Here is a 24,043-nt window from a genome sequence, read left to right on the forward strand (position 1 = left end):
GAGCATCACGTCTGCGGACGACGCCAGTCGTCGCTCGTCAGGTGGGAACCGGCCATGGGGCCCATCCGGAGCATGCCCCCGTCGACGGCCCACGAGGCGCCGGTGACGTAGGCCGCGGCGGGGCTGCAGAGGAACGCGATGACGGCTGCCACCTCGCGGGCGTGCCCCGGCCGGCCGAGCGGGACCCCGGGGCGCCGGACCTGCTCGGGGTCCTCGTCCTCCTGGCCGGTCATGGCGGTCGCGATCTCGCCCGGGGCGACGGCGTTGACCGTGATGCCGTGCTCGCCCAGCTCGAGCGCGGCGACCTGCGTGAGCAGCCCCAGACCCGCCTTGGCGGCGCAGTACGCGGCCGAGCCGACGCGCGGCTGGTGCTCGTGCACGCTCGTGACGTTCACGATCCTGCCCCCGCGGCCGCCGGCCACCATGTGCCGCGCGGCGGCCTGCAGGAGGAGGAACGGCCCGTCGAGGTCGGTCGCGATCACGGAGCGCCACTCGGCGAGGTCCAGGTCGAGGAGCGGCGCCGACGAGCCGGTCCCGGCCACGTTGGCCAGGGCGTCGACCCGGCCGAAGGTCGACGCCAGGTCGTCGACGACGGCAGGGACGGCCGCCGTGTCCGTGACGTCGAGCCGGCGCAGCTCCGTGCGGGCGCCGTGCCCTCGCGCCTCGCGTGCCGTGTCCTGGGCCTTGGACTCGTCGGCGTACCAGCAGAGACCCACGTCGAACCCGGCCTCGGCGAGGGCGACGACGGTGGCTCGGCCGATGCCGGACTCGGAGCCGGTGACGATGGCAGCGGGGCGGGAGGTGCCCGTGCGGGCGGGGGAGTCGGTGTCCATGGCACCCAGGGTCCGCCGCACCGTCGCAGAACTGCGGAAGGCCGTCCGGCGCGCCCCAGCACGCCGGACGGCCTCCCGTGGAGGACGAGGGCTACGGGACGGCCACCACGCACGACCCGGAGGTCGGCAGCGAGGTCGCAGACGAGGGGCGCGAGGCCTGCATGCCCCACGTCACGCTCTGGCCCGGGGCCAGGGTGGCGTTCCACGACTGGCTCGCCTGGGTGACGGTCTGGCCGCTCACCGTCGAGGTGCCCGGCCACGAGTTGACGTGCGAGTGACCCGACGGGAGCGTGACCGACGAGCGCCAGGCGAGGACCGTCATGGTGCTGGTGTTCTTCACCGTGACGTTGACGGTGTAGCCGCCGGTCCACGTGCTCCCCGCGGCGATCGTGGTGGTGCAGACGGTGGTCCCGCCCCCACCGCCCCCGCCGCCGCCGTCAGATCCTGTGGTGGCCGAGACGACTGTCGAGTACGGCGAGGTGCCGACGTTGTTGACGGCCCGGACCCGGTAGAAGTACTGCGTGCCGGCGGTCAGGCCCGAGTCGGTGAAGGTGGTGCCGCTCGGCGTGCCGACGCGCGTGAACGTCACCGAGTTGTTCACCGCGCGCTCGACCTGGTAGCTGGTCGCGTGGAGCGCGGAGGCCCAGGAGAGCGACACGGACGACGTCGTCGTGCCGGTGACAGCCACGGAGGTAGGAGTCACGGGCGGCGACGTGGGCGTGGGGCTCGGGTTGCCGCCGCCGCCGGAGGTGACCGACGCCGAGAACGAGTTCACCGTGAGGCCGACCCCGCCGATCCACGGCTCGAAGCCCGCCTGCACGCTCGTGAGGTACCAGCTCGCGTTCCCGTACTGCGAGCCGCGGGTGAGGGTGTCGTCCACGAAGTCCATGACGTCGAAGGACAGGGAGCCGATCGGGGAGCCGGAGATGTAGGACACCACGTTGTTGCCACCGTTGTTGCCCGTCCAGACCTCCCACGTGCGGCCGGCGATCGACGTCGAGCCGGTGCGCGAGCCGATCGGCTGGATCGACCCCTGCTTGTTGAACCAGATCATGATCTCGGTGTCCTGCACGCCGGAGACGTTCGTGTCGGCGTTGAGCCAGATGTCGTACGACGCGTTGTACGTCCCGCTGCCCGGGTACGTGTAGCTGATGCTGCTCGGCGCCGTGCCGATCGTGCTGATCTGCTTCGGCAGCGGCGAGCCCGGGCTGCAGTTCGAGTAGTGGCAGCCCAGGAAGATCGACGGGTACGAGACCGGCGCTCCCGACGTGCTGCCCACGCCGTCCTGCTGCGTGATCGAGAAGCCGCTCGACGTCGTGTTGATGCACTGCGTGGCGGTGGTGCCCCAGCGGTTGTTCTGGATCACGTAGTTGCCGGCGACGACGGTGCCGTACTGCTCGCAGATCGTGGCGGCGCTCGCGGGGGCCGCCGTCACCACTGCCGCGGCGAAGGCGGCGGCGAGCGTGGCGAGAGCGGCGGCGAAGGCGGTGACGAGCCGGGCGGGCCGGCGTCTGTGGAGGGTAGTCGGGGTCATGGCACTCCTTCGTGCGGACGGGAGGGGAGCCGGGGGGCTCCGTCGACGAAGGTAGGCCGGGTGGTGCGGCCGGGTCAGGGGGAAGAATCGATTAGGACGCTACTCCGCGCCCGGACCCCTGGCGGCGAGGTAGTCGTCCCGGAGCCGCTTCGGTGCGCGGTCCAGCCACGCGTCCACGACCAGCTCCTCGAGCTCCTCCGGCGAGATCGCGTCGAGCAGCAGCAGGACCGCGGGGTACCCGTCGAGGTGCGAGACGGTGAAGAAGACGTCCGGGTTCGCGGCGATCAGCGCCTGCTTCTCGCCCTCGTCGGCCACCCGGACGCCGAGGATCGCCCCGACCGGCGCCGCAGCGCCCAGCTCGGCCCGGTCCTTGGTGCGCAGCGGCCGGTCCCAGACGAACCCCTTGTCGCGGACGCACCACATCGGCGATCCCCAGGAGACCTTCTCGGTCACCTCGGGCAGGGCGAGGGCGAGCCGTCGGACGTCGTCGAACGTGGCCATGGTCCGACAGTAGCCACAGCGGCCGCGCGACGACACAGCGGGGCTCCGGCGTGGCGTCAGTCGCACTCCCCGCAGCGCCCGGAGGGGAGCAGCTCCAGGTAGCAGGACGTGCACACGCCCCGCTCCCGCTCGGCGGGCTTCCGGGTGCCGCCGTCGGAGACCTCGTAGGCGACGGGCAGCTCCTCCCGCGTGAGGACGCCGTCGACCCGGTGCGCCACGTACGACTTGTAGAACTCGGCGGTCGACGCCGCCCCCTGGGCAGGGGCCACGGCGATGTAGCTGCTCGACGGCGGGATCCAGATGACAGACCGGTCGGGGCGGCCGGCGATGTCTCGCATCCGCGGCCGGTTCTCCAGGGGCGCCTGGAAGGCCTCCAGCGCGTCCTCGAAGGAGGTGAAGTAGCGCCGCCGGCTGCCGCTCAGCACCCGGCGGCAGGACTTGCACAGCTCCAGCTGGTCGACCTCCGCCGAGGTGGCGGGCCGCATCGTGGCGATCTTCTGCTCGGTCTGGTGCTGGCAGTCGTCCGAGTGCAGCATCTTCGATCCCGGGACGACGTACAGCTCGTCGAGTGAGACGCCCTCGGGGAGTTCCGTAGTCATGCGGGGGAGTATTCCGGGACCCACTGACATGCCCGCCGCGCGGGCCTCCGCGCGGGCCTCCTCGCGCCGGCGAGCGCGAGGAGACACGTTCGCCGAGTCCTTACTCCTGGTCGTCGCCCCGCTTGCTGAACGATCCGGGCGCGGCCGGCGGGGCCGGCGTCGCCACCCGGCGCTGCGGCTGGGCGGACCCCCGCGTGCCGGAGGACCCGACGGCCGCGGCCCGGTCCTCCTCGGTGTAGAACGCGGCAGGGGCGGGCGCCGAGCCCGGCGCCGCCGCCGCGTACCGCATCCGGGCGGTCCCGCGCGACGTGGCGGCCATGGCCGCGCCGACGTTCCCCGCGTCGTACGTCAGGGACCGGTCCCGCCGCACGCCGAGCGACGCGCCCACCTCGATCGCGTCCTGGTTCGCCCCCATGTACAGGAACGCCCAGCCGTCCTTGGTCTCCTTCTCGGTGACGAGCGCCTTGATGGCGGCGTTCGTGTACTCCTTGGACGCGTTCTCGTACCCGTCGGTCATGATGCCGACCAGCACGGTCGCGGGGCGCTCCTCGTCGGACATCGCCGCGAGCCGCTCGCTCGTGGTGTGCACGAGCCGGGCGATGGAGTCGAGCAGGGCGGTGGTGCCGCGCGGCTCCAGCACGAGGGACGGCACGTCCTCGACGGGCTTGTCCGCGTAGACCTCCTCGTACCGGTCGTCGAACTGGGCCAGCGTCACGGTGCAGCGTCCCGGCGTGGCCTTCTGCTCGGCCATGAACAGGTCGAACCCCTGGATCGTGGCTTCCTTCATGGCCTGCATCGACCCGGACCGGTCGAGCAGCATCGCGATGTGGGTGAAGCTCGTGTCTGCCATGGTGGCCACCTTCCGTGTGGTTGTGATCAGGTGCGACGCCGGAACCGCAACGGCTCCACCGTGGGCCCCTGCGGCGGCTCCTGCCCCCGCTCGCGGTCGTACCGCGCGCGGGCGAGACCCTCGGACGTCACGCGCCCGTCGTGGCTCCCGTACGGCGCCAGGGCCGCGGTGCGCCCCACGCGTGGCGGCACCGTGTTCGGCGCCACCCCGGCGGCCTCCGCGACCGCCCGTACGGACGCCCCGGCCAGCAGCGCCTCGGCCATGGCCTCGTCGAGCGCCCCGTCGAGCAGTGCCCGAGCGCGGGCGAGATGCTCGACGGCGGCGTCGGCCTCCGCCAGTGCCGCCGCCTCGAGCGCGGCCCGGGCACGGTCGAGGTGCGGTCGGTCCGGAAGCTCTCGTGACGACGTCATACGAGCAGCCTATGCGCAGTTACTGCACACGCGCAATAGGTGCACACCAGAAGGCTCGGCGCGCACCAGCGGGACGGCACCTACTCGTCGTCCTCCCACCCGAGGTTGCGGGCGATCTTCTCCAGGGTCGTCAGCAGGTGCGCATAGTCGTCGCCGCTCACGCCGCCCGTCGTACGCTCGCGGATCTGCCCCACGGCGCCCGCCTGGACCCGCTGCGTGGTCTCACGGCCCGCGGCGGTGAGGCCCAGGCCGTCGGGCGCGTGCTCCACGAGCCCTCTCCGGACGAGCACGTCCAGGTCCGGGGCGCTGGTCTCGTCGCCGCTCAGGAACGGAGCCAGCGCGACGTCCAGGTCAGCCGGAGTGCGCGCCCCGTGGCCGGTGGCGTTCAGCAGCTGCCACTGGCGCCGGGTGAGCCCGGCGTCCGCGGCCGCGGCCTCGAACTGCGCGTCGATGAGCCGGTCCACGGTCTTGAGCCAGTAACCGAGCGGGCGCATGGCGGGCATAGAGCCTCCTGTCGTCGCGGCAGTGCCTTCCCGAGTCACCCTAGGCGCCGACACCCAGCCTCACCAGCCGCTTCGTCGCGCGGGTGAGGGCCACGTACAGGTCGCGCTCACCGCCCGGCCGTGCGGACGCGATCAGGTCGGGATCCACCACCACGACCGTGTCGAACTCCAGCCCGCGGGCCTGCGGGGCGGGCACGAGCCGCGCGCCGGCCCGCTCCACGAGGTCCGCGAGACGGGCGGCGGCACCCTCCGCGCACACCACCCCGACGAGGTCCTCGGGGTGGGCCTCGGCCTCCTCGTCGAGCACGCTGCGGAGCGTCGTGGCCGCCTCGTCCGCCGCGCAGGCAAGCACCCGGGGCGGCTCTCCGTGCCGCAGCGACCGGCTGAGCTCCTGGGCCGGCGCGATGTGCGCGAGGAGCGCCCGGGTGGCCTCGAGGATCTCCGTCGTCGTCCGGTAGTTGACGCTGAGCGTCCGCACTTCGTACCGCTCGCCCACGTGCGGGGCGACGGCCTCGTCCCAGCCACCGGCCTCGGTGGCCGGCCCGGCCTGGGCGAAGTCGCCCACGACGGTCAGCGACCGGGCGGGGCAGCGTCGCAGGACCGCCCGCCACTGCAGGGGCGTGAGCTCCTGGGCCTCGTCCACCACCACGTGCCCGAACGTCCGGGCGGGCGGTCCGTCCACGAGCTCGGCGGCCTCGTCGAGCAACGGGGCGTCGGCGACGGTCCACGTGCCGCGCCAGCGGATCACCTCGGCGTCGTCGGCCGACAACCCGGGCGCCCGTGGCTCCTCCAGGAAGTCGCGCACCAGGTCCGTCGCGTCCAGTCGGGGCCACAGACCCTCGACGGCGCGGTCGAACGCGGGGTCGGTCTCGAGCTCGTCCCGGAGGGCGTCCGGGTCGAACTCCTCGGAGAGGTCTGAGCGCGGTGTGTCGTCCAGCCCGAGGGCGCGCAGGTCGGCGGCCGCGGCCCGGTCGAAGTCCATGCCGGTCATCTGCGAGACCTCCGCCTCCAGGCGGGCGAGCTGGTCCACGGCCTGGGCCTCGACCGCCCGGACGAGCATCTCGGCCAGGTGCTCCTTGAACACCGCCCGGGCGCGGTTGTGCGCCAGCCCGCTCCCGGTCGCGCGCTCGCGGGCGTCGGCCACCACCTGCTCGCCGAGCACCACGGGGTCGCCACCCACGGGCACGCTCAGACCTCCGGACGGTGCCTGACGGGCGCGCACCATCCCGGCCAGGGCCTCCGCCAGGGCCGGCCGGCCCTTGATCCGCACCTCGTGGTGCCCGGCGTCGCCTCCCGCCCCGTCCGCTCCGACCTCACGACGGGCGGGGCTCGCCGCGGCCAGGTTGCCGAGCGCGAGGTCGCCGACCGTCGCGAGGAGCACGTCGTTCTCGCCCAGCGAGGGCAGCACGTGCGCGATGTAGTCGAGGAACCTCGCGTTGGGCCCCACCACGAGGACGCCCTGGTCGGCCACCCCGGGGAACGCGTAGAGCACGTACGCGGCGCGGTGCAGGGCCACGACCGTCTTTGCCGTGCCGGGCCCGCCCTGCACGACGGTCACGCCGCGGTGCTCCGACCGGACGATCGCGTCCTGCTCCGCCTGGAGCGTCGCCGCGGCGTCGCGCATCTGCCCGGTGCGGGCCGCGGCCAGCGCCTCGACGAGGGGCCCGTCGCCGACGACGTCGTCCCCGCCCGGGTCGGACCCGTCGAGCACCTCGTCGCTCACCTCGCGGACGGTCCGCGCGTCGAGCCGCAGGTGCCGGCGGCGGCGGAGGCCCAGAGGCTCGGCGGGGGTGGCGGCGTAGAAGGGCCGTGCCGCGTCGGCGCGCCAGTCGACGAGGAGAGGATCGGGGCGGTCGGGGTGCTGCAGGCCGAGACGACCTACGTGCAGCGCGGTGCCGCCCGTGGTGTCGACCCGCCCGAAGCAGAGCCCGTGCTCCGCATCCTCCAGACGGCGAAGCCGCTGAGTCAGCCGGGCGACGGTCGCCTCCCGCGCATGGAGCTCGGCAGGGCCGTCGGAGGGCTCGCGGAGCGCGGAGCCGAGGGCGGTGCGGGCACCCTCGCGGGCGTGGTCGAGGGTGGCGTACATGCGGTCCACGTGGGTCTGCTCGGCGGCGGTCTGGCGGGTGAGCGGGCTCGTCGTGGGGTCCGTGCGGTGCGGCAAGAGGGCTGCTCCTTCGAAGGCGGCCTTCTACCCTAGGGGACATGGCGGACGAGCGGCGCGTGACACGCCGTCGGGCAGCGTGTGCCCCGGCCGCCGTCAGACCGACTGCCGGACCGGCGCCGACGCCTCGTAGTCCGCGGTGACGCGGGCCGTGACCTCGAGGTCGCCGGGGGAGAGCTCGAGCTGGGGTCCGGCGTCGGCCGCCATGGCGAACATGCGCCGCTCGGGGTGGCCGACGCCGGGGCCGCCCACGCCGGGGCGCAGACCGTCCTCGAACACGGCGACCGGCCGCACCTCGCCCAGTCCCAGGGCGGCGGCGTAGGCCTGCGCCCGCTCGGCCGTCTCCCGGGCGGCCTCGGTGCGAACCTCGGCGAGGAGGGTGTCACGCGTCTCCTCCGTGAGGTCCCACTCGACGCCCCCGAGGTCCACACCGTCGGTGTCGAGCACGTCGGTGATCCACGCGGAGAGGGCGTCGAAGTCGGCGAACACGACGGAGAGCCCCGCCGAAGCGCGGAAGCGCCGCACCTTCTGCTCGCCCTGGTGCGCCTCGGGCTTCACCCAGTCCTCGAACGAGAACGCGTGCACCGACGAGGCGTCCCACCGCGTCGCCGCGCCCGACGACGCGTGCTCCCGCGCCTGGTCCACCAGGCGGGAGTGCACGCGCCCCGCGGCGTCGGCCACCTCGGACCGGTCCGCCCCGGAGAAGGTCACCGACAGCCGGACGGTGCCGAGCTCGGCGGGGTGCGTGCGACGTGCGTGGCCTTCCACGCTGATGCGGGTCATGAGCCAGGAGTACCACGACGGCCGGTGCGGCGCGCGCACCGGACGCCGTCGTCGATCGCCGGGCGGTGGGTCGGACGGAACTCTCGTTCTGGTACGTTCTGCGCATTACCACAGGAGGAGACGCAGTGACGACTGACGCCGCAGCGGCACAGGCCGCGCCGGTTGAAGACCATGCCCCCGCTGTCGAGACGGACGTGCCCAGCCAGGCCGCCGCACCTCTGGCCGCGACGAACGACCCCGAGCCCGCGGACGCCGCACCGCGCACCCAGACGCTCGAGTCGCACGCCGCCGCGCGGCTGCACCAGCTCCTGGAGTCGGGCGTGGAGAAGCTGCCCGGCGAGGTGAGCAGCACCGTCTCGCGCGTGGCTGTCGCGCTCGCGATGTTCGGCAGCGAGATGACCAAGAAGGAGAAGCCGCCGACGGCGCTCGCGGCGGAGGCCGTGGGCCTCTTCAAGAGCCTGGACGGCGACGAGCCGGAGAAGCAGCGGGCCGCCCTCGAGACCGCGCTCGGTACCGTCGCGAACAAGATCGTCGGCGAGGACCAGCGCAGCCAGGCCCTCGAGGTGGCCGAGGAGGCCATCGGCCTCTGGAAGAAGGTGACGTCCACCGGTGCCGGCCTCGCGTCGTCCGACGGGGCCATGTCGCTGCGCGCGCTCTCCGGCCTCCTGCGGAAGGACGGGCGCGACGAGGACGCCGACGAGACCGAGTCGGAGGCACGCCGCCTCGAGGCGTGACCGACCTGGGAGGATGACGCCATGCGTAGCGTCACCATCCTCGGATCCACGGGCTCCATCGGCACCCAGGCCATCGACGTCGTCCTCCGCAACCCGGACCGCTTCCGGGTCGAGGCGCTGAGCGCCGGCGGCTCGGACCTCGCGGGCCTTGCCCGCCAGGCGACGGCGCTCCGGGTGAGCGCCGTCGCGGTGGCCGACGCCGGAGCCCGCCCCACGCTGCTCGCCCACCTCGCGGACGCCGGCGCCTCGGGCATCGAGGTGCTCGCCGGGCCCGACGCCGCCACCGAGCTGGCCGGCCGGGGGAGCGACGTGGTGCTCAACGGCATCACCGGCTCGGTGGGCCTGCGCCCCACGCTCGCCGCCCTCGGGGCAGGCTCCACGCTCGCGCTCGCGAACAAGGAGTCCCTCGTGGTGGGCGGCGCGCTCGTCAAGGCGGCCTGGACACGGCCCGACCAGGTGGTCCCCGTGGACTCCGAGCACTCCGCGATCGCGCAGGCGCTGCGTTCCGGGCAGCGGGCCGAGGTGCGCAAGCTCGTCGTGACCGCCAGCGGCGGGCCGTTCCGCGGGCGCTCGCGGGCCGAGCTGCGCGACGTGACTCCCGCCCAGGCGCTCAAGCACCCCAACTTCTCGATGGGCCGCGTCATCACCACGAACTCCGCGACCCTGGTCAACAAGGGTCTCGAGGTGATCGAGGCGCACCTCCTCTTCGACGTGCCGTTCTCCGCGATCGACGTGGTGGTGCACCCGCAGCAGATGATCCACTCCATGGTCGAGTTCGTGGACGGGTCCACCATCGCCCAGGCGGGCCCGCCGCGGATGCTCGTGCCCATCGCCCTCGGCCTGTCGTGGCCGGAGCGGCTCGCCGACGTCGACGTGGCGGTCGACTGGACGCAGGCCGCCAGCTGGGAGTTCGCGCCCCTCGACGACGAGGCGTTCCCGGCGGTGCGCCTCGCCCGCCAGGTCGGCGAGGCCGGCGGGACGTTCCCGGCCGTCTACAACGCGGCGAACGAGGTGTGCGTCGACGCGTTCCACGACGGCGCCATCGGGTTCCTGGACATCGTGGACACCGTCGCGGCCGTCGTGGAGGAGCACGGGGGCGGGGACGCGTCGAGCGTCGAGGGCGTGCTGGAGGCGGACGCGTGGGCGCGGGCACGCGCGGCGGAGGTCCTGACGGCCTCGTCGCCTTCGCCGAGATAGGGGGGTGTCCGGCGAGACAGGCCTCGGGAGGGGGCAGCGGGCGTCCCGGTGCGTGACGTAGTCTCGGCGCGTGAGCACGCTCCTCCCGTGGATTGTCGGCGGCGCCATCTTCGCGGTGGGCCTTCTCGTCTCGATCGGCCTGCACGAGGTGGGCCACATGGTGCCTGCCAAGAAGTTCGGTGTGCGCGTGAGCCAGTACATGGTGGGCTTCGGGCCCACCGTCTGGTCGCGCACCAAGGGTGAGACCGAGTACGGCATCAAGGCCATTCCGCTCGGCGGGTTCGTGCGGCTCGTCGGCATGATGCCGCCCGCCCGGGCCGACGCGCCGCGCGCGCGGGGGTTCTGGGGCGACATGATCGACGACGCCCGGGAGGCCTCGGTCTCGGAGGTGCGGCGCGGCGAGGAGCACCGCGCGTTCTACAACCTCTCGACGCCGAAGAAGATCGTCGTCATGCTCGGCGGGCCGGTGGTGAACCTGGTGATCGCCGTGGTGATCCTGGGTGCCATCCTCGTCGGCTACGGCGCCATGCAGACCTCCACCACGGTGGCCCAGCTCTCGGAGTGCGTGCCGGCCTCGGTCTCGAGCGAGGGGTGCGACGAAGGGGCGCTCCCCGCGCCCGCGGTGGCGGCCGGGCTCCAGGTCGGCGACACCGTCGTAGAGCTCGACGGCCAGGCCGTGACGAGCTGGCCGCACCTCATCGAGCTCATCAACGGCGCGGCGGGTCGTGAGGTGCCGCTCGTCGTGGAGCGGGAGGGCGAGCGGGTGGCGCTCGACGTCACGCCCGCGCGGATCGAGCGGGCGGTCACCGACGAGCAGGGACTCGCGGTCGAGGGCGAGGACGGCGAGGTCCTCACCGAGCCGGGCGGGTTCGTCGGGTTCGCGCCGCTCCGTGAGCGGGTCCGCCAGCCGATCGGGGCGGTCTTCCCCCTCGTCGGCGAGGGCGTCCTCCAGACCGCCACGATGCTGCTGACCTTCCCGGTGCGCGTCTACGACGCCGCGTACCAGGCCTTCACCGACGAGCCGCGGTCCCAGGACTCGGTGATCAGCGTCGTGGGGGTCACCGTGCTCGCGGGCGAGGCGATGAGCCTCGCGGACACGGTCCAGGACGGCATCATCTTCGTCCTGAGCCTCCTGGCGAGCGTCAACATCGCGCTCTTCGTCTTCAACCTCATCCCGCTCCTGCCGCTCGACGGCGGGCACGTCGTCAACGCGCTCTACGAGGGGGCCAAGCGGACGGTCGCCCGGGTGCGGAGCCTGCCCCGGCCCGGCCCGGCCGACGTCGCCCGCATGACGCCGGTCACCTATGTGGTCTTCGTCGCCCTCGTGGGTGTGGGCGCGGTGCTGATCCTGGCCGACCTGATCGACCCGGTCCGGCTCGTGTAGCGGCGCCGTCAGGCGTGGAGGATTCGGGGAGATAGCGGCGGGCTCGTCGGCGGACCGGGCGCACGCGCGTCCGCCCGTGCGAGGGCGGGCACGAATCGGTGGATACTTGATCTCGTGAGCGTTCCTATCAGTCTTGGCATGCCCGCTGCGCCGGCACCCGTCCTCGCACCGCGCCGCCAGTCGCGCAAGATCCGCGTCGGCAAGGTCGAGGTGGGCGGTGACGCGCCCATCAGCGTCCAGTCGATGACCACCACTCCCACGACGGACATCAACGCCACCCTCCAGCAGATCGCCGAGCTCACCACCGCGGGCTGCGACATCGTCCGCGTCGCGGTGCCGACGACGGACGACGCGGAGGCGCTGCCCATCATCGCGCGGAAGTCGCAGATCCCCGTGATCGCCGACATCCACTTCCAGCCCAAGTACGTGTTCGCCGCGATCGACGCCGGCTGCGCCGCCGTCCGCGTGAACCCGGGCAACATCCGGAAGTTCGACGACCAGGTCAAGGAGATCTCCCGGGCCGCGAAGGACGCGGGCGTCTCCCTGCGCATCGGCGTGAACGCCGGCTCGCTCGACCCGCGCCTGCTCGCCAAGTACGGCAAGGCCACGGCCGAGGCGCTCGTCGAGTCGGCGGTGTGGGAGGCGAGCCTCTTCGAGGAACACGACTTCCACGACTTCAAGATCTCGGTGAAGCACAACGACCCGGTCATCATGGTGCGCGCGTACGAGATGCTCGCCGAGCGCGGCGACTGGCCGCTGCACCTCGGTGTGACCGAGGCGGGCCCGGCGTTCCAGGGCACCATCAAGTCGGCCACCGCGTTCGGGGCTCTCCTGAGCAAGGGCATCGGCGACACGATCCGCGTCTCCCTCTCGGCCCCGCCGGTCGAGGAGGTCAAGGTCGGCAACCAGATCCTCCAGGCGCTGAACCTGCGCCCGCGCAAGCTCGAGATCGTGTCCTGCCCGTCGTGCGGCCGCGCCCAGGTGGACGTCTACACGCTGGCGGAGAAGGTCACGGCGGGTCTCGAGGGCATGGAGGTGCCGCTCCGCGTCGCCGTCATGGGCTGCGTCGTCAACGGCCCGGGCGAGGCCCGCGAGGCAGACCTCGGCGTCGCGTCCGGCAACGGCAAGGGTCAGATCTTCGTCCGTGGCGAGGTCATCAAGACCGTTCCCGAGGCCATGATCGTGGAGACGCTGATCGAGGAGGCCCTCCGCCTGGCCGAGTCCATGCCGGCGCCCGAGAACGACGCCCAGGCCGGCTCGCCGGTCGTGACGGTCGGCTGAGGCAGGGCCCGTGGCTCCGTGGCGCACCCCGGTCCACAGGGACGGGGCACGCCCGGACCGGGGGAACGAAACCGACCAAGGGCACGCTTCGCCCGGGACGGCCACGGCGGTCGGTGACGCGCCGCGCCCGGGGCGAGCCGACGGCGCCGGCCAGGAGGCGCGGGCGCTGAGCCAGCAGGACCTCCCCGAGGCGCTGGCCGTCTGCGGCCAGGACCCCGTCACTTCCGTCCTGGCCGCGACCCGGCTCGAGATCGCCGCGCGGGCGGGGTTCAGCGCCGCAGGCGGGCAGGCGTGGGGCTTCCCCGCCTCGGGCCGGCTCGAGGCCGTGTGCTGGGCGGGGGCCAACCTCGTCCCCGTGGTGCCGGACCCGGCCGTGCGGCCCGAGGCCGTCGCCGCCTTCGCGGCGCTCGCCCGCGTCCATGGGCGGCGGTCGTCGTCGGTGGTGGGGGAGCAGGCCGCAGCGCTCGGCCTCTGGGACCACCTGTCCGCGTACTGGCCGTCGGCCCGGGAGATCCGCGCGGACCAGCCGTCCCTCGCCATCGACCGCGACCCCGACGTGGCGCCCGAGCCGTCGGTCCGGCCGTCCCGGCTCGACGAGCTCGAGATCGTGCTGCCCGCCTGCGTGCGCATGTTCACCGAGGAGGTGGGCTACTCGCCGGTGGCGACCGGCGGCTCCGCGTACGCCGAGCGCGTGCGTTCCCTCGTGGCCGAGGGCCGCTCCTACATCCGCACGGTCGGCGCACCGGGCCGCCGTCAGGCCGTGGCCTTCAAGGCCGAGATCGGCGCGCTCACGGCGGGTGTCGCCCAGGTGCAGGGCGTCTGGGTGGACCCTGCCTACCGGGGCCGCGGCTGGTCCGAGTCCGGCATGGCGTCCGTGGTGGTCCAGGCGCGCCGGGCGTTCGCGCCCGTGGTGTCGCTCTACGTCAACGCGTACAACGACCGCGCGATCGCGGCGTACCGGAGGGTCGGGTTCGAGCAGGTCGGCACCTTCGCGACGATCCTCTTCTGAGCACTACTTGAGGAGCCGCGACATCCGGCGGTCCGCGAGGACCTGCCCGCCGGTCTGGCAGGTGGGGCAGTACTGCATCGACCGGTCCGCGAAGCTGACCTCACGCACCGTGTCACCGCACACGGGGCACGGCAGCCCCGCCCGCCCGTGGACGCGCATCCCCGCCCGCTTGGCGTCCTTCAGCTCGGCAGCAGGCTTGCCCGACGACGCCGCGATCGCCTCCCCGAGGATGTCGCCGATCGCCTGGTGCAGCCGGGCGGTGTCCTCCGGCGTGAAGGTGCGCGTGAGCTTGTACGGGCTGAACCGCGCCGCGTGCAGGATCTCGTCCGAGTAGGCGTTGCCGATGCCCGCGATGGCGCTCTGGTCGCGCAGCAGGCCCTTGACCTGCTGGTTCTTCGCGGCGAGGAGCGACGCGAGCACCTCGGCGGTGAAGTCGGGGCCGAGCGGGTCCGGGCCGAGGGTCGCGATCATCGGCACGTCCTGGGGATCGCGGACCACGTGGACGGCCAGGCGTTTGCGGGTGCCGGCCTCGGTCAGGTCGAACCCGGAGCCGTCGTCGAACCTGACCCGGAGCGCGAGGGACGGCGCCTTCGCCGGGCCGCTGCGGCCGGGACGCACGGGCGCCGCGGACTGGTGCTCCGACCAGCGCACCCAGCCGCCGCGCGACAGGTGGAAGACCAGGTGCAGCTCGGTGTCACGGACGGGGGCCGCCACCGCGGCCAGGTCGCCCGCTTCGGCGTCCAGGCTGCCCATCGGCTCCGGCGGGGCGGCGTCCGGCGGGCGGACCGGCCGCACGACGACGTCGAGCCACTTGCCGTGCCGGGCCGTGCCCAGCACCTTGGCACCCACCAGCGCCGTGACGGGCGGGTCGAACGTCTTCAGCGCGGCGATCGACGCCACCTGGACGTCGGCGACGAGGCAACCGGTCGCGCGGTCGCGCAGGAAGTCGGTGAGGGCCTGCACCTCCGGCAGCTCGGGCATGCAGTCATGCTGCCTGCCCGGACCGTTCCTGACAACGGCTGTGGAAAACCGGGCGAGCCGTCCGGCGCCCGCGGATAGGCTGTGCACCATGTCATCCCGTCCTCTCTCCTCCGGTCGCCGTGCCGATCTCCTGCGCATGTCGACCCTCTTCGTCCGCACCCTGCGCGAGGACCCGGTCGACGCCGAGGTCGCCAGCCACCGGCTGCTCGTGCGCGCCGGCTACATCCGCCGCGCCGCGCCGGGCATCTACACCTGGCTGCCGCTGGGCCTGCGTGTGCTCGCCAAGGTCGAGGCAGTGGTCCGCGAGGAGATGAACGCGTCCGGTGCACAGGAGGTGCACTTCCCGGCGCTGCTGCCCAAGGAGCCCTACGAGGCGACCGGCCGCTGGGAGGAGTACGGGCCCAACATCTTCCGGCTCAAGGACCGCAAGGACGGCGACTACCTGCTGGCCCCCACCCACGAGGAGATGTTCACCCTCCTCGTGAAGGACCTGTACTCCTCGTACAAGGACCTGCCGCTCGCCCTGTACCAGATCCAGACCAAGTACCGCGACGAGGCGCGCCCCCGTGCGGGCCTGATCCGCGGCCGCGAGTTCATCATGAAGGACGCGTACTCGTTCGACGTGACCGACGAGGGCCTCGCGGCGTCGTACCAGAAGCAGCGGGACGCCTACGAGCGGATCTTCACCCGGCTCGGGCTCGAGTACGTGATCGTCTCCGCCACGTCGGGCGCCATGGGCGGCTCGCGCTCGGAGGAGTTCCTGTCGCCGTCGCCCATCGGCGAGGACACGTTCGTCCGCTCGGCCGGGGGCTACGCCGCCAACGTCGAGGCCGTCGTGACCCCGGTGCCCGAGGCCGTTCCGTACGACGACGCGCCCGCGGCGCACGTCGAGGACACCCCCGACACCCCCACGATCGACACGCTCGTGGCGCTCGCGAACGCGAAGTACCCGCGCCCCGACCGCGAGTGGACCGCGGCCGACACCCTGAAGAACGTGGTCCTGGCCCTCGTCCACCCGGACGGGCGCCGCGAGCTCGTGGTCGTGGGCCTGCCCGGCGACCGCGACGTGGACCTCAAGCGTCTCGAGGCCGCCGTCGCGCCCGCCGAGGCCGAGCCCGCGGGCGACGCCGACTTCGCCGCGCACCCCGAGCTGGTCAAGGGCTATATCGGGCCCAAGGTGCTCGGGCCGCAGGGCGCGGTCGTGGAGACGGAGTCGGGCGACAAGGTCTCCGCGATCCGGTACCTGCTCGACCCGCGCGTGGTCACCGGCACCCGCTGGATCACCGGCGCCGACGAGCAGGGGCGCCACGTCTTCGACCTGGTCGCCGGGCGCGACTTCAGCGCCGACGGCACCATCGAGGCGGCCGAGGTGCGCGCCGGTGACCTCGCCCCCGACGGCTCCGGCCCGCTGGAGCTGGCGCGCGGCATCGAGATCGGCCACATCTTCCAGCTCGGTCGCAAGTACGCGCAGGCGCTCGGCCTCACGGTGCTCGACGAGAACGGCAAGCGGGTCGTCGTCACCATGGGCTCCTACGGCGTTGGCGTGACGCGCGCGCTGGCGGCTCTCGCCGAGGCGAACAACGACGAGAAGGGGCTCGCCTGGCCGGCGCACGTGGCACCGGCGCACGTGCACGTGGTCGCCACGGGCAAGAGCGCCGAGGTGTTCGAGGCCGCGGAGGCGATCGCCGGGGAGCTCGTGGACCTGGGCGTCGAGGTGCTTTACGACGACCGGCCCGGCAAGGTGGCGTCGCCCGGCGTGAAGTTCGCGGACGCGGAGCTGCTCGGCGTGCCGATCGTGGTGGTCGTGGGCCGCGGCCTCGCGGACGGTCTGGTCGAGGTGCGCCCTCGCGTCGGTGAGGCGCAGCAGGTGCCCGTCGCCGACGTGGTGCGTGTGGTCACCGAGAAGGTCGAGGCGCTGCTCGCCTGAGCCGACGGAGCAGCCGGAGCCCGCCGGGGCAGCCGGAGCCCGCCGGGCCGCCGCGGCTCAGGCAGCCGCGGGCTCCGGCTGCTCCGGAAGGCCGGGGAACGCCGCCGGGGCCGCGCCCCAGGCTGTGCTCGTGACGGCGGAGTCGATCAGCAGGTCGACGAGGATGCCCCGGGTGCCGGGCTCGGCCACGCCGACCAGCGTGGCGTAGTCGGTGGCGAGTCCGTCCTCGAGCTCCTGGACCAGGCCCGGGCCCGTCAGGTCCGCACCGGGGACCAGATAGGCCACCTCGCGCGGGTCCTGCTCCGTGCCGCTGGTTCCGGCGAGCACCGCCCAGTCCTGTGCCCGGTCGCGGTGGAGGGCCGCGCGCCGCGCCATCCCGTCCCGGACCGCAGCGTCGTCCTCCCGCGCGGCCCGCAGCTCCAGGGCGTACCCGGCGGCGTCCTCGGCGAGGACGATCGCGCTGAGGTTGTCGGCGCTCAGGCCGCCTGGCGGCGTCGTCGCGGCGTCGGAGGGCGTCGTCACGGAGTTGGCGCTCGTGCTCGGCGTGGCGCCGCCCGTCGTGGCCGCCGACGTCGTGGTGGTCGCCGGCTCCTCCCCGTCCGCGGGCGCCGGCGACGGCACCACCGGGGCGGGCACCGTGGCGGCGGGCACCCCGACGAGCGGCGCGAGCCGGGCCGCAGAGACCGTGTGCGAGGCGGAGACCGACGCCAGGAGGCGGGCGAGCGGCCCGTCCTCGGTGGTGTCGGCCGCGGTGCTGCTGCGGCCGGCCGCGCTCACGAGCGTGGCGACCACGTCCGCAGGGGCTGGCACGGGCGACGGCGTGGCCGACGGCGACACGGTGCTCTCGCCGAGCACGTCCGAGAGGCCGGAGTCGTAGACCCCGCCGAGCTGGGTCACCTGGGCGTCCGCGGCGCCGGACACCCGGTCCAGCTCCGCGACCGTCTCGGGGGGCAGGGAACCGGTGCTCGCGAGCGCGTCGGCCTGGTCGCGCACGAGGAGCGCGTCAGCAACGGCGGTGCGCCGCACGAGCTCGCCCGCGTCGGGGTCGGGCTCCGTCGGGGGCGGGCTCTCGAGCCGCAGCCCGCACCCTCCCAGCAGGAGAGCGACCACCACCAGGAGCGCGGCCACGGAGGGACCGCGACGGGACCGGCCGGCGGGCAGGGTGCGACGGTGCGGGTTCATCGTCGCTGATGATGCCACGTCCGGGGCGACGAGATGTGCCGGAACCGTGACGGTGAACGTCACGTTGTTCCGGGAGGGCTCGGGGCCGGTACTTCGTTAGGCTTGACCGGAGCACGCACGGGACCCCGGGCGTGCACCTCGGCACACCTGCGGCCTGCCGCGCGCTCCCCGGAGCGCCGATCGGCGGGCCGCGACAACAGCACATCGGTCGAACCGTTCCGGCTCGGACCGTACCCCCGGCGACGGGGAGCCCACGGGAGGCAGGCGATGGCACAGCACGCGGACGCGGTCCGGCAGGTGGTGGGACCGGTGGTGGAGGCCGAAGGGCTCTACCTGGAGGACGTCACGACGACGCGGGCGGGCAGCCGCTCGGTGGTGCGGATCACGCTGGACCTCCCGGAGGACGAGCTCGGCAGCCTGGACTCCGACAGGCTGGGGTCGGCCTCGCGCGCGGTCTCGGCGGCGCTCGAAGACGACGACGTGGTCCCGGGCGCCTACGTCCTGGAGATCTCGACGCCCGGGACGTCGCGGCCGCTCACGGAGCTGCGCCACTTCAAGCGTGCCCGCACGCGGCTGGTGACGCTGGAGCTCGCGGAGGGCGGTACCGTCACGGGTCGGCTCGTCGCCGTCGAGGACACCGACCTGGTGCTCGACGACGGCGCGCGCATCCCCGTGGAGGCCGTGGCCCGCGGGCAGGTCGAGGTCGAGATGAAGCGCCTGGAAGAGATCGAGGGCGACGACGACCTGGACGACGACGACCTCGACGAGGACGGCGACGACCTCGACGACCTCGACGACCTGGGCGCCGCCGCAGCGGATGCCGACGGGGCCGGGGTGCGCGAGAGTGCAGACGACGAAGACGACGCGACGCAGGCGCTGGATGCCGGCCGCAACAAGGAGGGCTGAGACGTGGACATCGACATGAGCGCGCTACGCATGCTGGAGCGCGAGAGGGACCTCAGCCTTGACGTGCTCGTCTCCGCCATCGAGCAGGCACTCCTCTCGGCGTACCACCGGACGCCGGGCGCGTACCCGCGGGCCCGCGTCGAGCTGGACCGCTCCACCGGTCACGTGACGGTGTGGGCGCGCGAGGAGCTGCCGGTCGCGGTGGACCCCGAGGACCCGGAGGGCCGCGTGCCGGTCGAGCTGGGGCCCGAGTTCGACCACACGCCCAAGGACTTCGGCCGGATCGCCACGGCGACGGCCCGCCAGGTGATCGTCCAGCGGCTCCGGGACGCGGAGGACGACCAGGTCCTCGGCATGTTCCGCGGCAAGGAGGGCGAGGTCCTCGCCGGCGTGATCCAGCAGGGTCGCGACCCTCGCATGGTGCTCGTCGAGGTGGGCGGCACGGAGGCGATCCTGCCCCCGCACGAGCAGGTGCCCACCGAGGAGTACGTGCACGGAGAGCGCCTGCGCGCCTACGTGGTCGAGGTGTCCCGCGGGATGAAGGGCCCTCAGATCACGCTGAGCCGGACGCACCCCAACCTCGTGCGGAAGCTGTTCGAGCTGGAGGTCCCCGAGATCGCGGACGGCTCGGTCGAGATCATGGCCGTGGCGCGCGAGGCGGGTCACCGCACCAAGGTCGCCGTGCGGTCCCGCGTCTCGGGGCTCAACGCGAAGGGTGCCTGCATCGGCCCCATGGGTGCTCGCGTGCGGGCCGTCATGGCCGAGCTCCACGGCGAGAAGATCGACATCGTCGACTACAGCGACGACCCGGCGAGCTTCGTGGGCAACGCACTGTCGCCCGCTCGGGTCTCGTCCGTCACGGTCGTCGACCCGGACGCCCGGGCTGCTCGTGCCGTGGTCCCGGACTACCAGCTGTCGCTCGCGATCGGCAAGGAGGGCCAGAACGCCCGCCTGGCCGCCAAGCTCACCGGCTGGCGCATCGACATCCGCTCCGACGAGGGCGCTGACGGCGCTCAGGGTGGTGACGGGAGCGACGCCCCCGGGGGTGCTTCGGACGCCCCCACCACCGGTCGCCGGTAACGGCCGGTGGGCACGCGCGGTAGACTGTCCGAGTCTGGGCCGCGTGCCCGTCCTTCGACTCACCCTGCTCCGGACCTCATGGGTCCTGTGCGGACGTGCGTCGGGTGCCGGGAACGCGACCAGCGGTCAGCTCTCGTGCGGCTGGTCCTGGATCGTTCTGCACCACAGCCTCGGCTCGTGGTCGACGACCGGGCCTGCCTGCCGGGGCGCGGTGCCTGGGTCCACCCGGCGACGCGCTGCCTGGAGCTCGCCGAGCGTCGCAAGGCCGTGCCGCGTGCACTACGCGTCACCGGCCTGCTCGACCTGGCGGGCGTCCGGGCGCACCTCGGACTGTGAGCACGACACCAGGCACGCCGGCCCTCGACAGGCCGGCACCGTCCCGACCGGAGCACGAGCCCCGGCCGCATCACGCGATTCGTCGACAAGGAAGCGGGTCAGAAGCCGATGGGCACCCGATGAGTCCCCAGCGATGAGTACTCGGTACTAATGGCGGTCCTCCCTGTCTTGGGTGGACCCGAGACAGGAGAGATGTGGCAAAGATCCGCGTTCACGAGCTGGCAAAGCAGCTCGGAGTGGAGAGCAAGACCCTGCTCGCCGAGCTGAAGTCAGCAGGTGAGTTTGTCCGTTCCGCGTCCTCGACGCTCGAGGCTCCGGTGGAGCGGACGATGCGAGACAAGTTCGCGAAGCCCCGCTCGGCCGGTGGCGACGGTGGTTCCTCGGGCGGCTCCGCGCCGTCGCAGGCCGCCAAGCCCGCCGCGGCCCGTCCGGCAGCACCCAAGCCTGCGGTGAAGCCCGCTGCTCCGGCCCCCGCGCCGGCTGCTGAGGCACCCGCTGCCGCGGCGCCCGCCGCGCCTGCTGCACAGGCTGCACCCGCTCCCGCTCCGGCGTCGGACACCCCGGCGCCTGCTCCCGAGGCGCGCGAGAGCGCGCCCGCCCCCGCCCGCCCGGCCGCCCCGCGTCCTGCGGGCGCGCCGACCCCCGGTCCGCGCCCGGCACCCGCGCCCCGCCCCGCTGCGGGCGGTCGCGAGGGTGGCCGCGACGGCGGCCGCGACAACCGTGCGCCCCGTCCGGGTGGCGGTCGTCCCGGTGGCGGTACGCCGCGCCCGGGCAACAACCCGTTCGCGCCGAGCCAGGGCATGCCCCGGCCCGGTCAGCGTCCTGACCGTGGCGCCCCCCGTGAGGGTGGAGCCCCCCGTGAGGGTGGCGGCGCCCCGCGTCCGGGCAACAACCCGTTCGCGCCGAGCCAGGGCATGCCCCGGCCCGGTCAGCGTCCGGACGCTCGTCCCGAGCGGTCCGACAGCGCTCCCGAGCGCACCGGCGGTCCCCGTCCGGGCGGTCCCCGTCCGCCCGCGGGCGGCGCTCCGCGTCCCGGCGGCGGCCCGCGCCCCAACCCCGGCATGATGCCGGGCCGTACGTCCATGCCGCGTCCCGGTGACCGCCCCGCGCCCGCTGCGGGTGGCGGTCGTGGCCGTCCTGGCGGCGGTGGCGGCGGTCGTCCCGGTGGCCCTGGTGGTCCTGGTGGCGGCGGCGCTCCCGGTGGCGGCGGCGGTTTCGCCGGTCGTCCCGGTGGTGGCGGTCGTGGTGGTGCCGGTCGCGGCGCCACGCAGGGTGCTTTCGGTCGCGCCGGCGGCAAGCCGGTCCGCGGACGGAAGTCGAAGCGCGCGAAGCGCCAGGAGTTCGAGCAGATGCAGGCGCCGTCGCTCGGCGGCGTGCAGGTGCCCCGTGGTAACGGGAACACCGTCGTCCGCCTGCGTCACGGCTCGTCGCTGAACGACTTCGCCGACAAGATCGACGCGAACCCCGCGTCGCTCGTCACCGTGCTCTTCCACCTGGGCGAGATGGCCACGGCCACGCAGTCGCTCGACGAGGACACGTTCGGCACGCTGGCCACCGAGCTCGGCTACATCATCGAGATGGTGTCGGCCGAGGAGGAGGACCGCGAGCTGCTCGGGGCCTTCGACATCGACCTGGAGGCCGAGGAGGCCGCCGAGTCCGACGAGGACCTCGTGGCGCGTCCGCCGGTCGTGACCGTCATGGGTCACGTCGACCACGGTAAGACGAAGCTCCTCGACGCGATCCGCAAGACGGACGTCGTCGCGGGCGAGCACGGCGGCATCACGCAGCACATCGGTGCCTACCAGGTCTCGCACGTGCACGAGGGCGTCGACCGCAAGATCACGTTCATCGACACCCCGGGTCACGAGGCGTTCACCGCCATGCGTGCTCGTGGTGCGCAGGTCACCGACATCGCGATCCTCGTGGTCGCGGCGGACGACGGCGTGATGCCGCAGACGGTCGAGGCGCTCAACCACGCCCAGGCCGCAGGCGTGCCGATCGTGGTCGCGGTGAACAAGATCGACAAGGAGGGGGCAAACCCCGCCAAGGTCCGTCAGCAGCTCACCGAGTACAACCTGGTGGCCGAGGAGTACGGCGGCGACACCATGTTCGTGGACGTCGCGGCGAAGCCCGGCATCGGCATCGACGCGCTTCTCGAGGCCGTCCTGCTCACCGCGGACGCGGCGCTCGACCTGCGGGCCGTCGCCGACAAGGACGCCCGAGGCGTGGCCATCGAGGCCAACCTCGACAAGGGCCGCGGTGCCGTCGCGACGGTGCTGGTCCAGTCCGGCACGCTGCACGTCGGTGACGCGATCGTCGCCGGCACGGCCCACGGCCGCGTGCGTGCGATGTTCGACGAGCACGGCAACGCGCTGACCGCGGCCACCCCGGCCCGGCCGGTGCAGGTGCTCGGTCTCGCGTCGGTGCCCAGCGCCGGTGACACGTTCCTCGTGGCACCGGACGAGCGCACCGCTCGCCAGATCGCCGAGAAGCGTCAGGCCGCCGAGCGTGCCGCCCTCCTGGCCAAGCGCCGCAAGCGCATCAGCCTCGAGGACTTCACCAAGGCGCTCGAGCAGGGCAAGGTCGAGACTCTCAACCTGGTCCTCAAGGGCGACGTGTCCGGTGCCGTCGAGGCACTGGAGGACGCGCTGCTCAAGATCGACGTCGGCGAAGAGGTCCAGCTGCGGGTCATCCACCGCGGCGTCGGTGCGATCACGCAGAACGACGTGAACCTGGCCACGGTCGACAACGCCGTGATCATCGCGTTCAACGTCAAGTACGGCGAGCGCGTCGAGGAGCTGGCCGACCGCGAGGGCGTCGACGTCAAGTTCTACTCGGTCATCTACCAGGCGATCGAGGACGTCGAGGCGTCCCTGCGCGGCATGCTCAAGCCGGAGTACGAGGAGGTCCAGCTCGGCTCGGCGGAGATCCGCCAGGTGTTCCGTTCCTCCAAGTTCGGCAACATCGCCGGCTCGATCGTCCGCTCGGGCACGATCCGCCGCAACACCAAGGCGCGTCTGCTGCGCAACGGCACCCTCGTGGGCGACAACCTCACGATCGAGTCGCTGCGTCGCGAGAAGGACGACGTCACCGAGGTCCGCGAGGGCTTCGAGTGCGGTATCGGCCTGGGGTCGTTCAACGACATCAACGAGGGCGACGTCATCGAGACCTTCGAGATGCGCGAGAAGCCTCGCGCCTGACGGTCTCGCCCGGGCCTCGTCGCCCGCGTGACTGACGCCGGACGGGTCGCCTCCCTCGGGAGGTGACCCGGTCCGGCGTCGGACACCTGGGCGACGAGCCCGTGGCAAGGAGAGGGAGAGAACATGGCGGACAACCCGCGGGCCCGCAAGCTCGCTGACCGCATCAAGGAGATCGTCGCCCAGATGCTCGACACGCGGATCAAGGATCCGCGGCTGGGCTTCCTCACGGTCACTGACGTGAAGGTGACCGGCGACCTGCAGAACGCCGCGGTCTTCTACACGGTGTACGGCTCCGACGAGGAGCGAGAGGGGACGGCCGCCGCGCTGAAGAGCGCGACGGGCATCATCCGTTCCGAGGTGGGCAAGCAGACGGGCATCCGGCTGACGCCCACCCTGGAGTTCCACCTGGACTCCATCCCCGACACGGCAGCCAACCTGGACGCCGCGCTCATCGAGGCCCGGCGTCGTGACGCCGAGCTGGAGGCGCTGCGCACCGGTGCCCGCTACGCCGGCGACGAGGACCCGTACCGCAAGCCGCGCGCGGCGGAGGACGAGGACGAGAGCTCGCCGGACGAGTGACTTCCCGGGCTGTGCCCGGAACGACGGACGGCCGTCTCCCCGTGGGGAGGCGGCCGTCCGTCGTGCGGGGATA

General features: G+C 73.3%; 22 protein-coding genes. 11 read left to right on the forward strand and 11 right to left on the reverse strand.

Annotated features, from left to right (window positions below):
* Window positions 1-5 precede the first annotated feature (5 nt).
* The 9 genes from D1350_RS06740 to D1350_RS06780 form a co-directional block, all read right to left on the reverse strand.
* Window positions 6-833: an SDR family oxidoreductase gene (locus D1350_RS06740; protein WP_125775188.1), complete on the reverse strand. Its 828-nt coding sequence runs from the start codon at window positions 831-833 to the stop codon at window positions 6-8.
* A gap of 91 nt (window positions 834-924) precedes the next feature.
* Window positions 925-2,367, reverse strand: a complete 1,443-nt coding sequence (locus D1350_RS24720) for a GH12 family glycosyl hydrolase domain-containing protein (RefSeq protein ID WP_125775190.1) — start codon at window positions 2,365-2,367, stop codon at window positions 925-927.
* Window positions 2,368-2,466: 99 nt separating this feature from the next.
* Window positions 2,467-2,868, reverse strand: a complete 402-nt coding sequence (locus tag D1350_RS06750) for an MmcQ/YjbR family DNA-binding protein (protein ID WP_125775192.1) — start codon at window positions 2,866-2,868, stop codon at window positions 2,467-2,469.
* A 56-nt stretch (window positions 2,869-2,924) separates the two neighbouring features.
* Window positions 2,925-3,467 (reverse strand): hypothetical protein, encoded by a 543-nt coding sequence (locus D1350_RS06755; protein ID WP_125775194.1) that lies wholly within the window; start codon window positions 3,465-3,467, stop codon window positions 2,925-2,927.
* Between the two features lie 100 nt (window positions 3,468-3,567).
* Window positions 3,568-4,317, reverse strand: a complete 750-nt coding sequence (locus D1350_RS06760) for a VWA domain-containing protein (RefSeq protein WP_206074448.1) — start codon at window positions 4,315-4,317, stop codon at window positions 3,568-3,570.
* A gap of 26 nt (window positions 4,318-4,343) precedes the next feature.
* Entirely contained in the window at window positions 4,344-4,727 is a 384-nt protein-coding gene (locus tag D1350_RS06765; RefSeq protein ID WP_125775196.1) for a hypothetical protein, read from the reverse strand.
* A gap of 80 nt (window positions 4,728-4,807) precedes the next feature.
* A complete protein-coding gene (locus D1350_RS06770) occupies window positions 4,808-5,230 on the reverse strand; it encodes a MarR family winged helix-turn-helix transcriptional regulator (protein ID WP_125775198.1) in 423 nt (140 codons plus the stop codon).
* A 40-nt stretch (window positions 5,231-5,270) separates the two neighbouring features.
* Window positions 5,271-7,391 carry a HelD family protein gene (locus tag D1350_RS06775; RefSeq protein WP_240643930.1) on the reverse strand — a complete coding sequence of 707 codons (2,121 nt, stop codon included), beginning with the start codon at window positions 7,389-7,391 and terminating at the stop codon, window positions 5,271-5,273.
* A gap of 96 nt (window positions 7,392-7,487) precedes the next feature.
* Window positions 7,488-8,174: an SIMPL domain-containing protein gene (locus tag D1350_RS06780; RefSeq protein ID WP_125775200.1), complete on the reverse strand. Its 687-nt coding sequence runs from the start codon at window positions 8,172-8,174 to the stop codon at window positions 7,488-7,490.
* Between the two features lie 125 nt (window positions 8,175-8,299).
* Between D1350_RS06780 and D1350_RS06785 the strand changes: the two genes are divergently transcribed.
* The 5 genes from D1350_RS06785 to D1350_RS06805 all read left to right on the forward strand — a co-directional run bounded on the left by D1350_RS06785 (window position 8,300) and on the right by D1350_RS06805 (window position 13,779).
* The gene (locus D1350_RS06785; protein ID WP_125775202.1) at window positions 8,300-8,908 is read left to right on the forward strand and encodes a hypothetical protein; all 609 of its coding nucleotides are present in this window, start codon (window positions 8,300-8,302) and stop codon (window positions 8,906-8,908) included.
* A gap of 21 nt (window positions 8,909-8,929) precedes the next feature.
* Entirely contained in the window at window positions 8,930-10,105 is a 1,176-nt protein-coding gene (gene dxr / locus D1350_RS06790) for a 1-deoxy-D-xylulose-5-phosphate reductoisomerase (RefSeq protein WP_125775204.1), read from the forward strand.
* Between the two features lie 70 nt (window positions 10,106-10,175).
* Window positions 10,176-11,489, forward strand: coding sequence for a M50 family metallopeptidase (locus D1350_RS06795; RefSeq protein ID WP_164545055.1), 1,314 nt, complete (start codon window positions 10,176-10,178; stop codon window positions 11,487-11,489).
* Between the two features lie 138 nt (window positions 11,490-11,627).
* On the forward strand, window positions 11,628-12,770 hold the full coding sequence (gene ispG / locus D1350_RS06800) for a flavodoxin-dependent (E)-4-hydroxy-3-methylbut-2-enyl-diphosphate synthase (RefSeq protein ID WP_206074449.1): 1,143 nt from the start codon (window positions 11,628-11,630) through the stop codon (window positions 12,768-12,770).
* A 10-nt stretch (window positions 12,771-12,780) separates the two neighbouring features.
* Entirely contained in the window at window positions 12,781-13,779 is a 999-nt protein-coding gene (locus tag D1350_RS06805) for a GNAT family N-acetyltransferase (RefSeq protein WP_125775208.1), read from the forward strand.
* 3 nt (window positions 13,780-13,782) lie between these two features.
* On the opposite strand, the gene D1350_RS06810 is transcribed toward D1350_RS06805, so the two are convergent.
* A complete protein-coding gene (locus D1350_RS06810; protein WP_125775210.1) occupies window positions 13,783-14,760 on the reverse strand; it encodes an Fpg/Nei family DNA glycosylase in 978 nt (325 codons plus the stop codon).
* 88 nt (window positions 14,761-14,848) lie between these two features.
* Between D1350_RS06810 and D1350_RS06815 the strand changes: the two genes are divergently transcribed.
* Complete coding sequence (locus tag D1350_RS06815; RefSeq protein WP_240643931.1) at window positions 14,849-16,687, forward strand: proline--tRNA ligase; 1,839 nt, start codon at window positions 14,849-14,851, stop codon at window positions 16,685-16,687.
* Window positions 16,688-16,744: 57 nt separating this feature from the next.
* On the opposite strand, the gene D1350_RS06820 is transcribed toward D1350_RS06815, so the two are convergent.
* Window positions 16,745-17,869, reverse strand: a complete 1,125-nt coding sequence (locus D1350_RS06820; protein ID WP_125775212.1) for a DUF4439 domain-containing protein — start codon at window positions 17,867-17,869, stop codon at window positions 16,745-16,747.
* A gap of 267 nt (window positions 17,870-18,136) precedes the next feature.
* Between D1350_RS06820 and D1350_RS06825 the strand changes: the two genes are divergently transcribed.
* The 5 genes from D1350_RS06825 to rbfA all read left to right on the forward strand — a co-directional run bounded on the left by D1350_RS06825 (window position 18,137) and on the right by rbfA (window position 23,970).
* A complete protein-coding gene (locus D1350_RS06825; protein ID WP_125775214.1) occupies window positions 18,137-18,775 on the forward strand; it encodes a ribosome maturation factor RimP in 639 nt (212 codons plus the stop codon).
* Window positions 18,776-18,778: 3 nt separating this feature from the next.
* Window positions 18,779-19,855, forward strand: coding sequence for a transcription termination factor NusA (nusA, locus tag D1350_RS06830; protein WP_125775216.1), 1,077 nt, complete (start codon window positions 18,779-18,781; stop codon window positions 19,853-19,855).
* A gap of 78 nt (window positions 19,856-19,933) precedes the next feature.
* Window positions 19,934-20,191, forward strand: coding sequence for a YlxR family protein (locus D1350_RS06835; protein ID WP_125775218.1), 258 nt, complete (start codon window positions 19,934-19,936; stop codon window positions 20,189-20,191).
* 194 nt (window positions 20,192-20,385) lie between these two features.
* The gene (infB, locus tag D1350_RS06840; RefSeq protein WP_125775220.1) at window positions 20,386-23,391 is read left to right on the forward strand and encodes a translation initiation factor IF-2; all 3,006 of its coding nucleotides are present in this window, start codon (window positions 20,386-20,388) and stop codon (window positions 23,389-23,391) included.
* 123 nt (window positions 23,392-23,514) lie between these two features.
* On the forward strand, window positions 23,515-23,970 hold the full coding sequence (gene rbfA, locus D1350_RS06845) for a 30S ribosome-binding factor RbfA (protein ID WP_125775222.1): 456 nt from the start codon (window positions 23,515-23,517) through the stop codon (window positions 23,968-23,970).
* Window positions 23,971-24,043: the final 73 nt, after the last annotated feature.

This window comes from Antribacter gilvus (genome assembly GCF_003946865.1).
GTDB lineage: Bacteria > Actinomycetota > Actinomycetes > Actinomycetales > Cellulomonadaceae > Antribacter > Antribacter gilvus.

Bases quoted from the DNA above. Each gene is read 5' to 3' on its own strand.
- D1350_RS06740 (WP_125775188.1), bottom strand. From the start codon at position 833: ATGGACACCGACTCCCCCGCCCGCACGGGCACCTCCCGCCCCGCTGCC.
- D1350_RS24720 (WP_125775190.1), bottom strand. From the start codon at position 2,367: ATGACCCCGACTACCCTCCACAGACGCCGGCCCGCCCGGCTCGTCACC.
- D1350_RS06750 (WP_125775192.1), bottom strand. From the start codon at position 2,868: ATGGCCACGTTCGACGACGTCCGACGGCTCGCCCTCGCCCTGCCCGAG.
- D1350_RS06755 (WP_125775194.1), bottom strand. From the start codon at position 3,467: ATGACTACGGAACTCCCCGAGGGCGTCTCACTCGACGAGCTGTACGTC.
- D1350_RS06760 (WP_206074448.1), bottom strand. From the start codon at position 4,317: ATGGCAGACACGAGCTTCACCCACATCGCGATGCTGCTCGACCGGTCC.
- D1350_RS06765 (WP_125775196.1), bottom strand. From the start codon at position 4,727: ATGACGTCGTCACGAGAGCTTCCGGACCGACCGCACCTCGACCGTGCC.
- D1350_RS06770 (WP_125775198.1), bottom strand. From the start codon at position 5,230: ATGCCCGCCATGCGCCCGCTCGGTTACTGGCTCAAGACCGTGGACCGG.
- D1350_RS06780 (WP_125775200.1), bottom strand. From the start codon at position 8,174: ATGACCCGCATCAGCGTGGAAGGCCACGCACGTCGCACGCACCCCGCC.
- dxr (WP_125775204.1), top strand. From the start codon at position 8,930: ATGCGTAGCGTCACCATCCTCGGATCCACGGGCTCCATCGGCACCCAG.
- ispG (WP_206074449.1), top strand. From the start codon at position 11,628: ATGCCCGCTGCGCCGGCACCCGTCCTCGCACCGCGCCGCCAGTCGCGC.
- D1350_RS06810 (WP_125775210.1), bottom strand. From the start codon at position 14,760: ATGCCCGAGCTGCCGGAGGTGCAGGCCCTCACCGACTTCCTGCGCGAC.
- D1350_RS06815 (WP_240643931.1), top strand. From the start codon at position 14,849: ATGTCATCCCGTCCTCTCTCCTCCGGTCGCCGTGCCGATCTCCTGCGC.
- D1350_RS06820 (WP_125775212.1), bottom strand. From the start codon at position 17,869: ATGAACCCGCACCGTCGCACCCTGCCCGCCGGCCGGTCCCGTCGCGGT.
- D1350_RS06825 (WP_125775214.1), top strand. From the start codon at position 18,137: ATGGCACAGCACGCGGACGCGGTCCGGCAGGTGGTGGGACCGGTGGTG.
- D1350_RS06835 (WP_125775218.1), top strand. From the start codon at position 19,934: ATGGGTCCTGTGCGGACGTGCGTCGGGTGCCGGGAACGCGACCAGCGG.
- rbfA (WP_125775222.1), top strand. From the start codon at position 23,515: ATGGCGGACAACCCGCGGGCCCGCAAGCTCGCTGACCGCATCAAGGAG.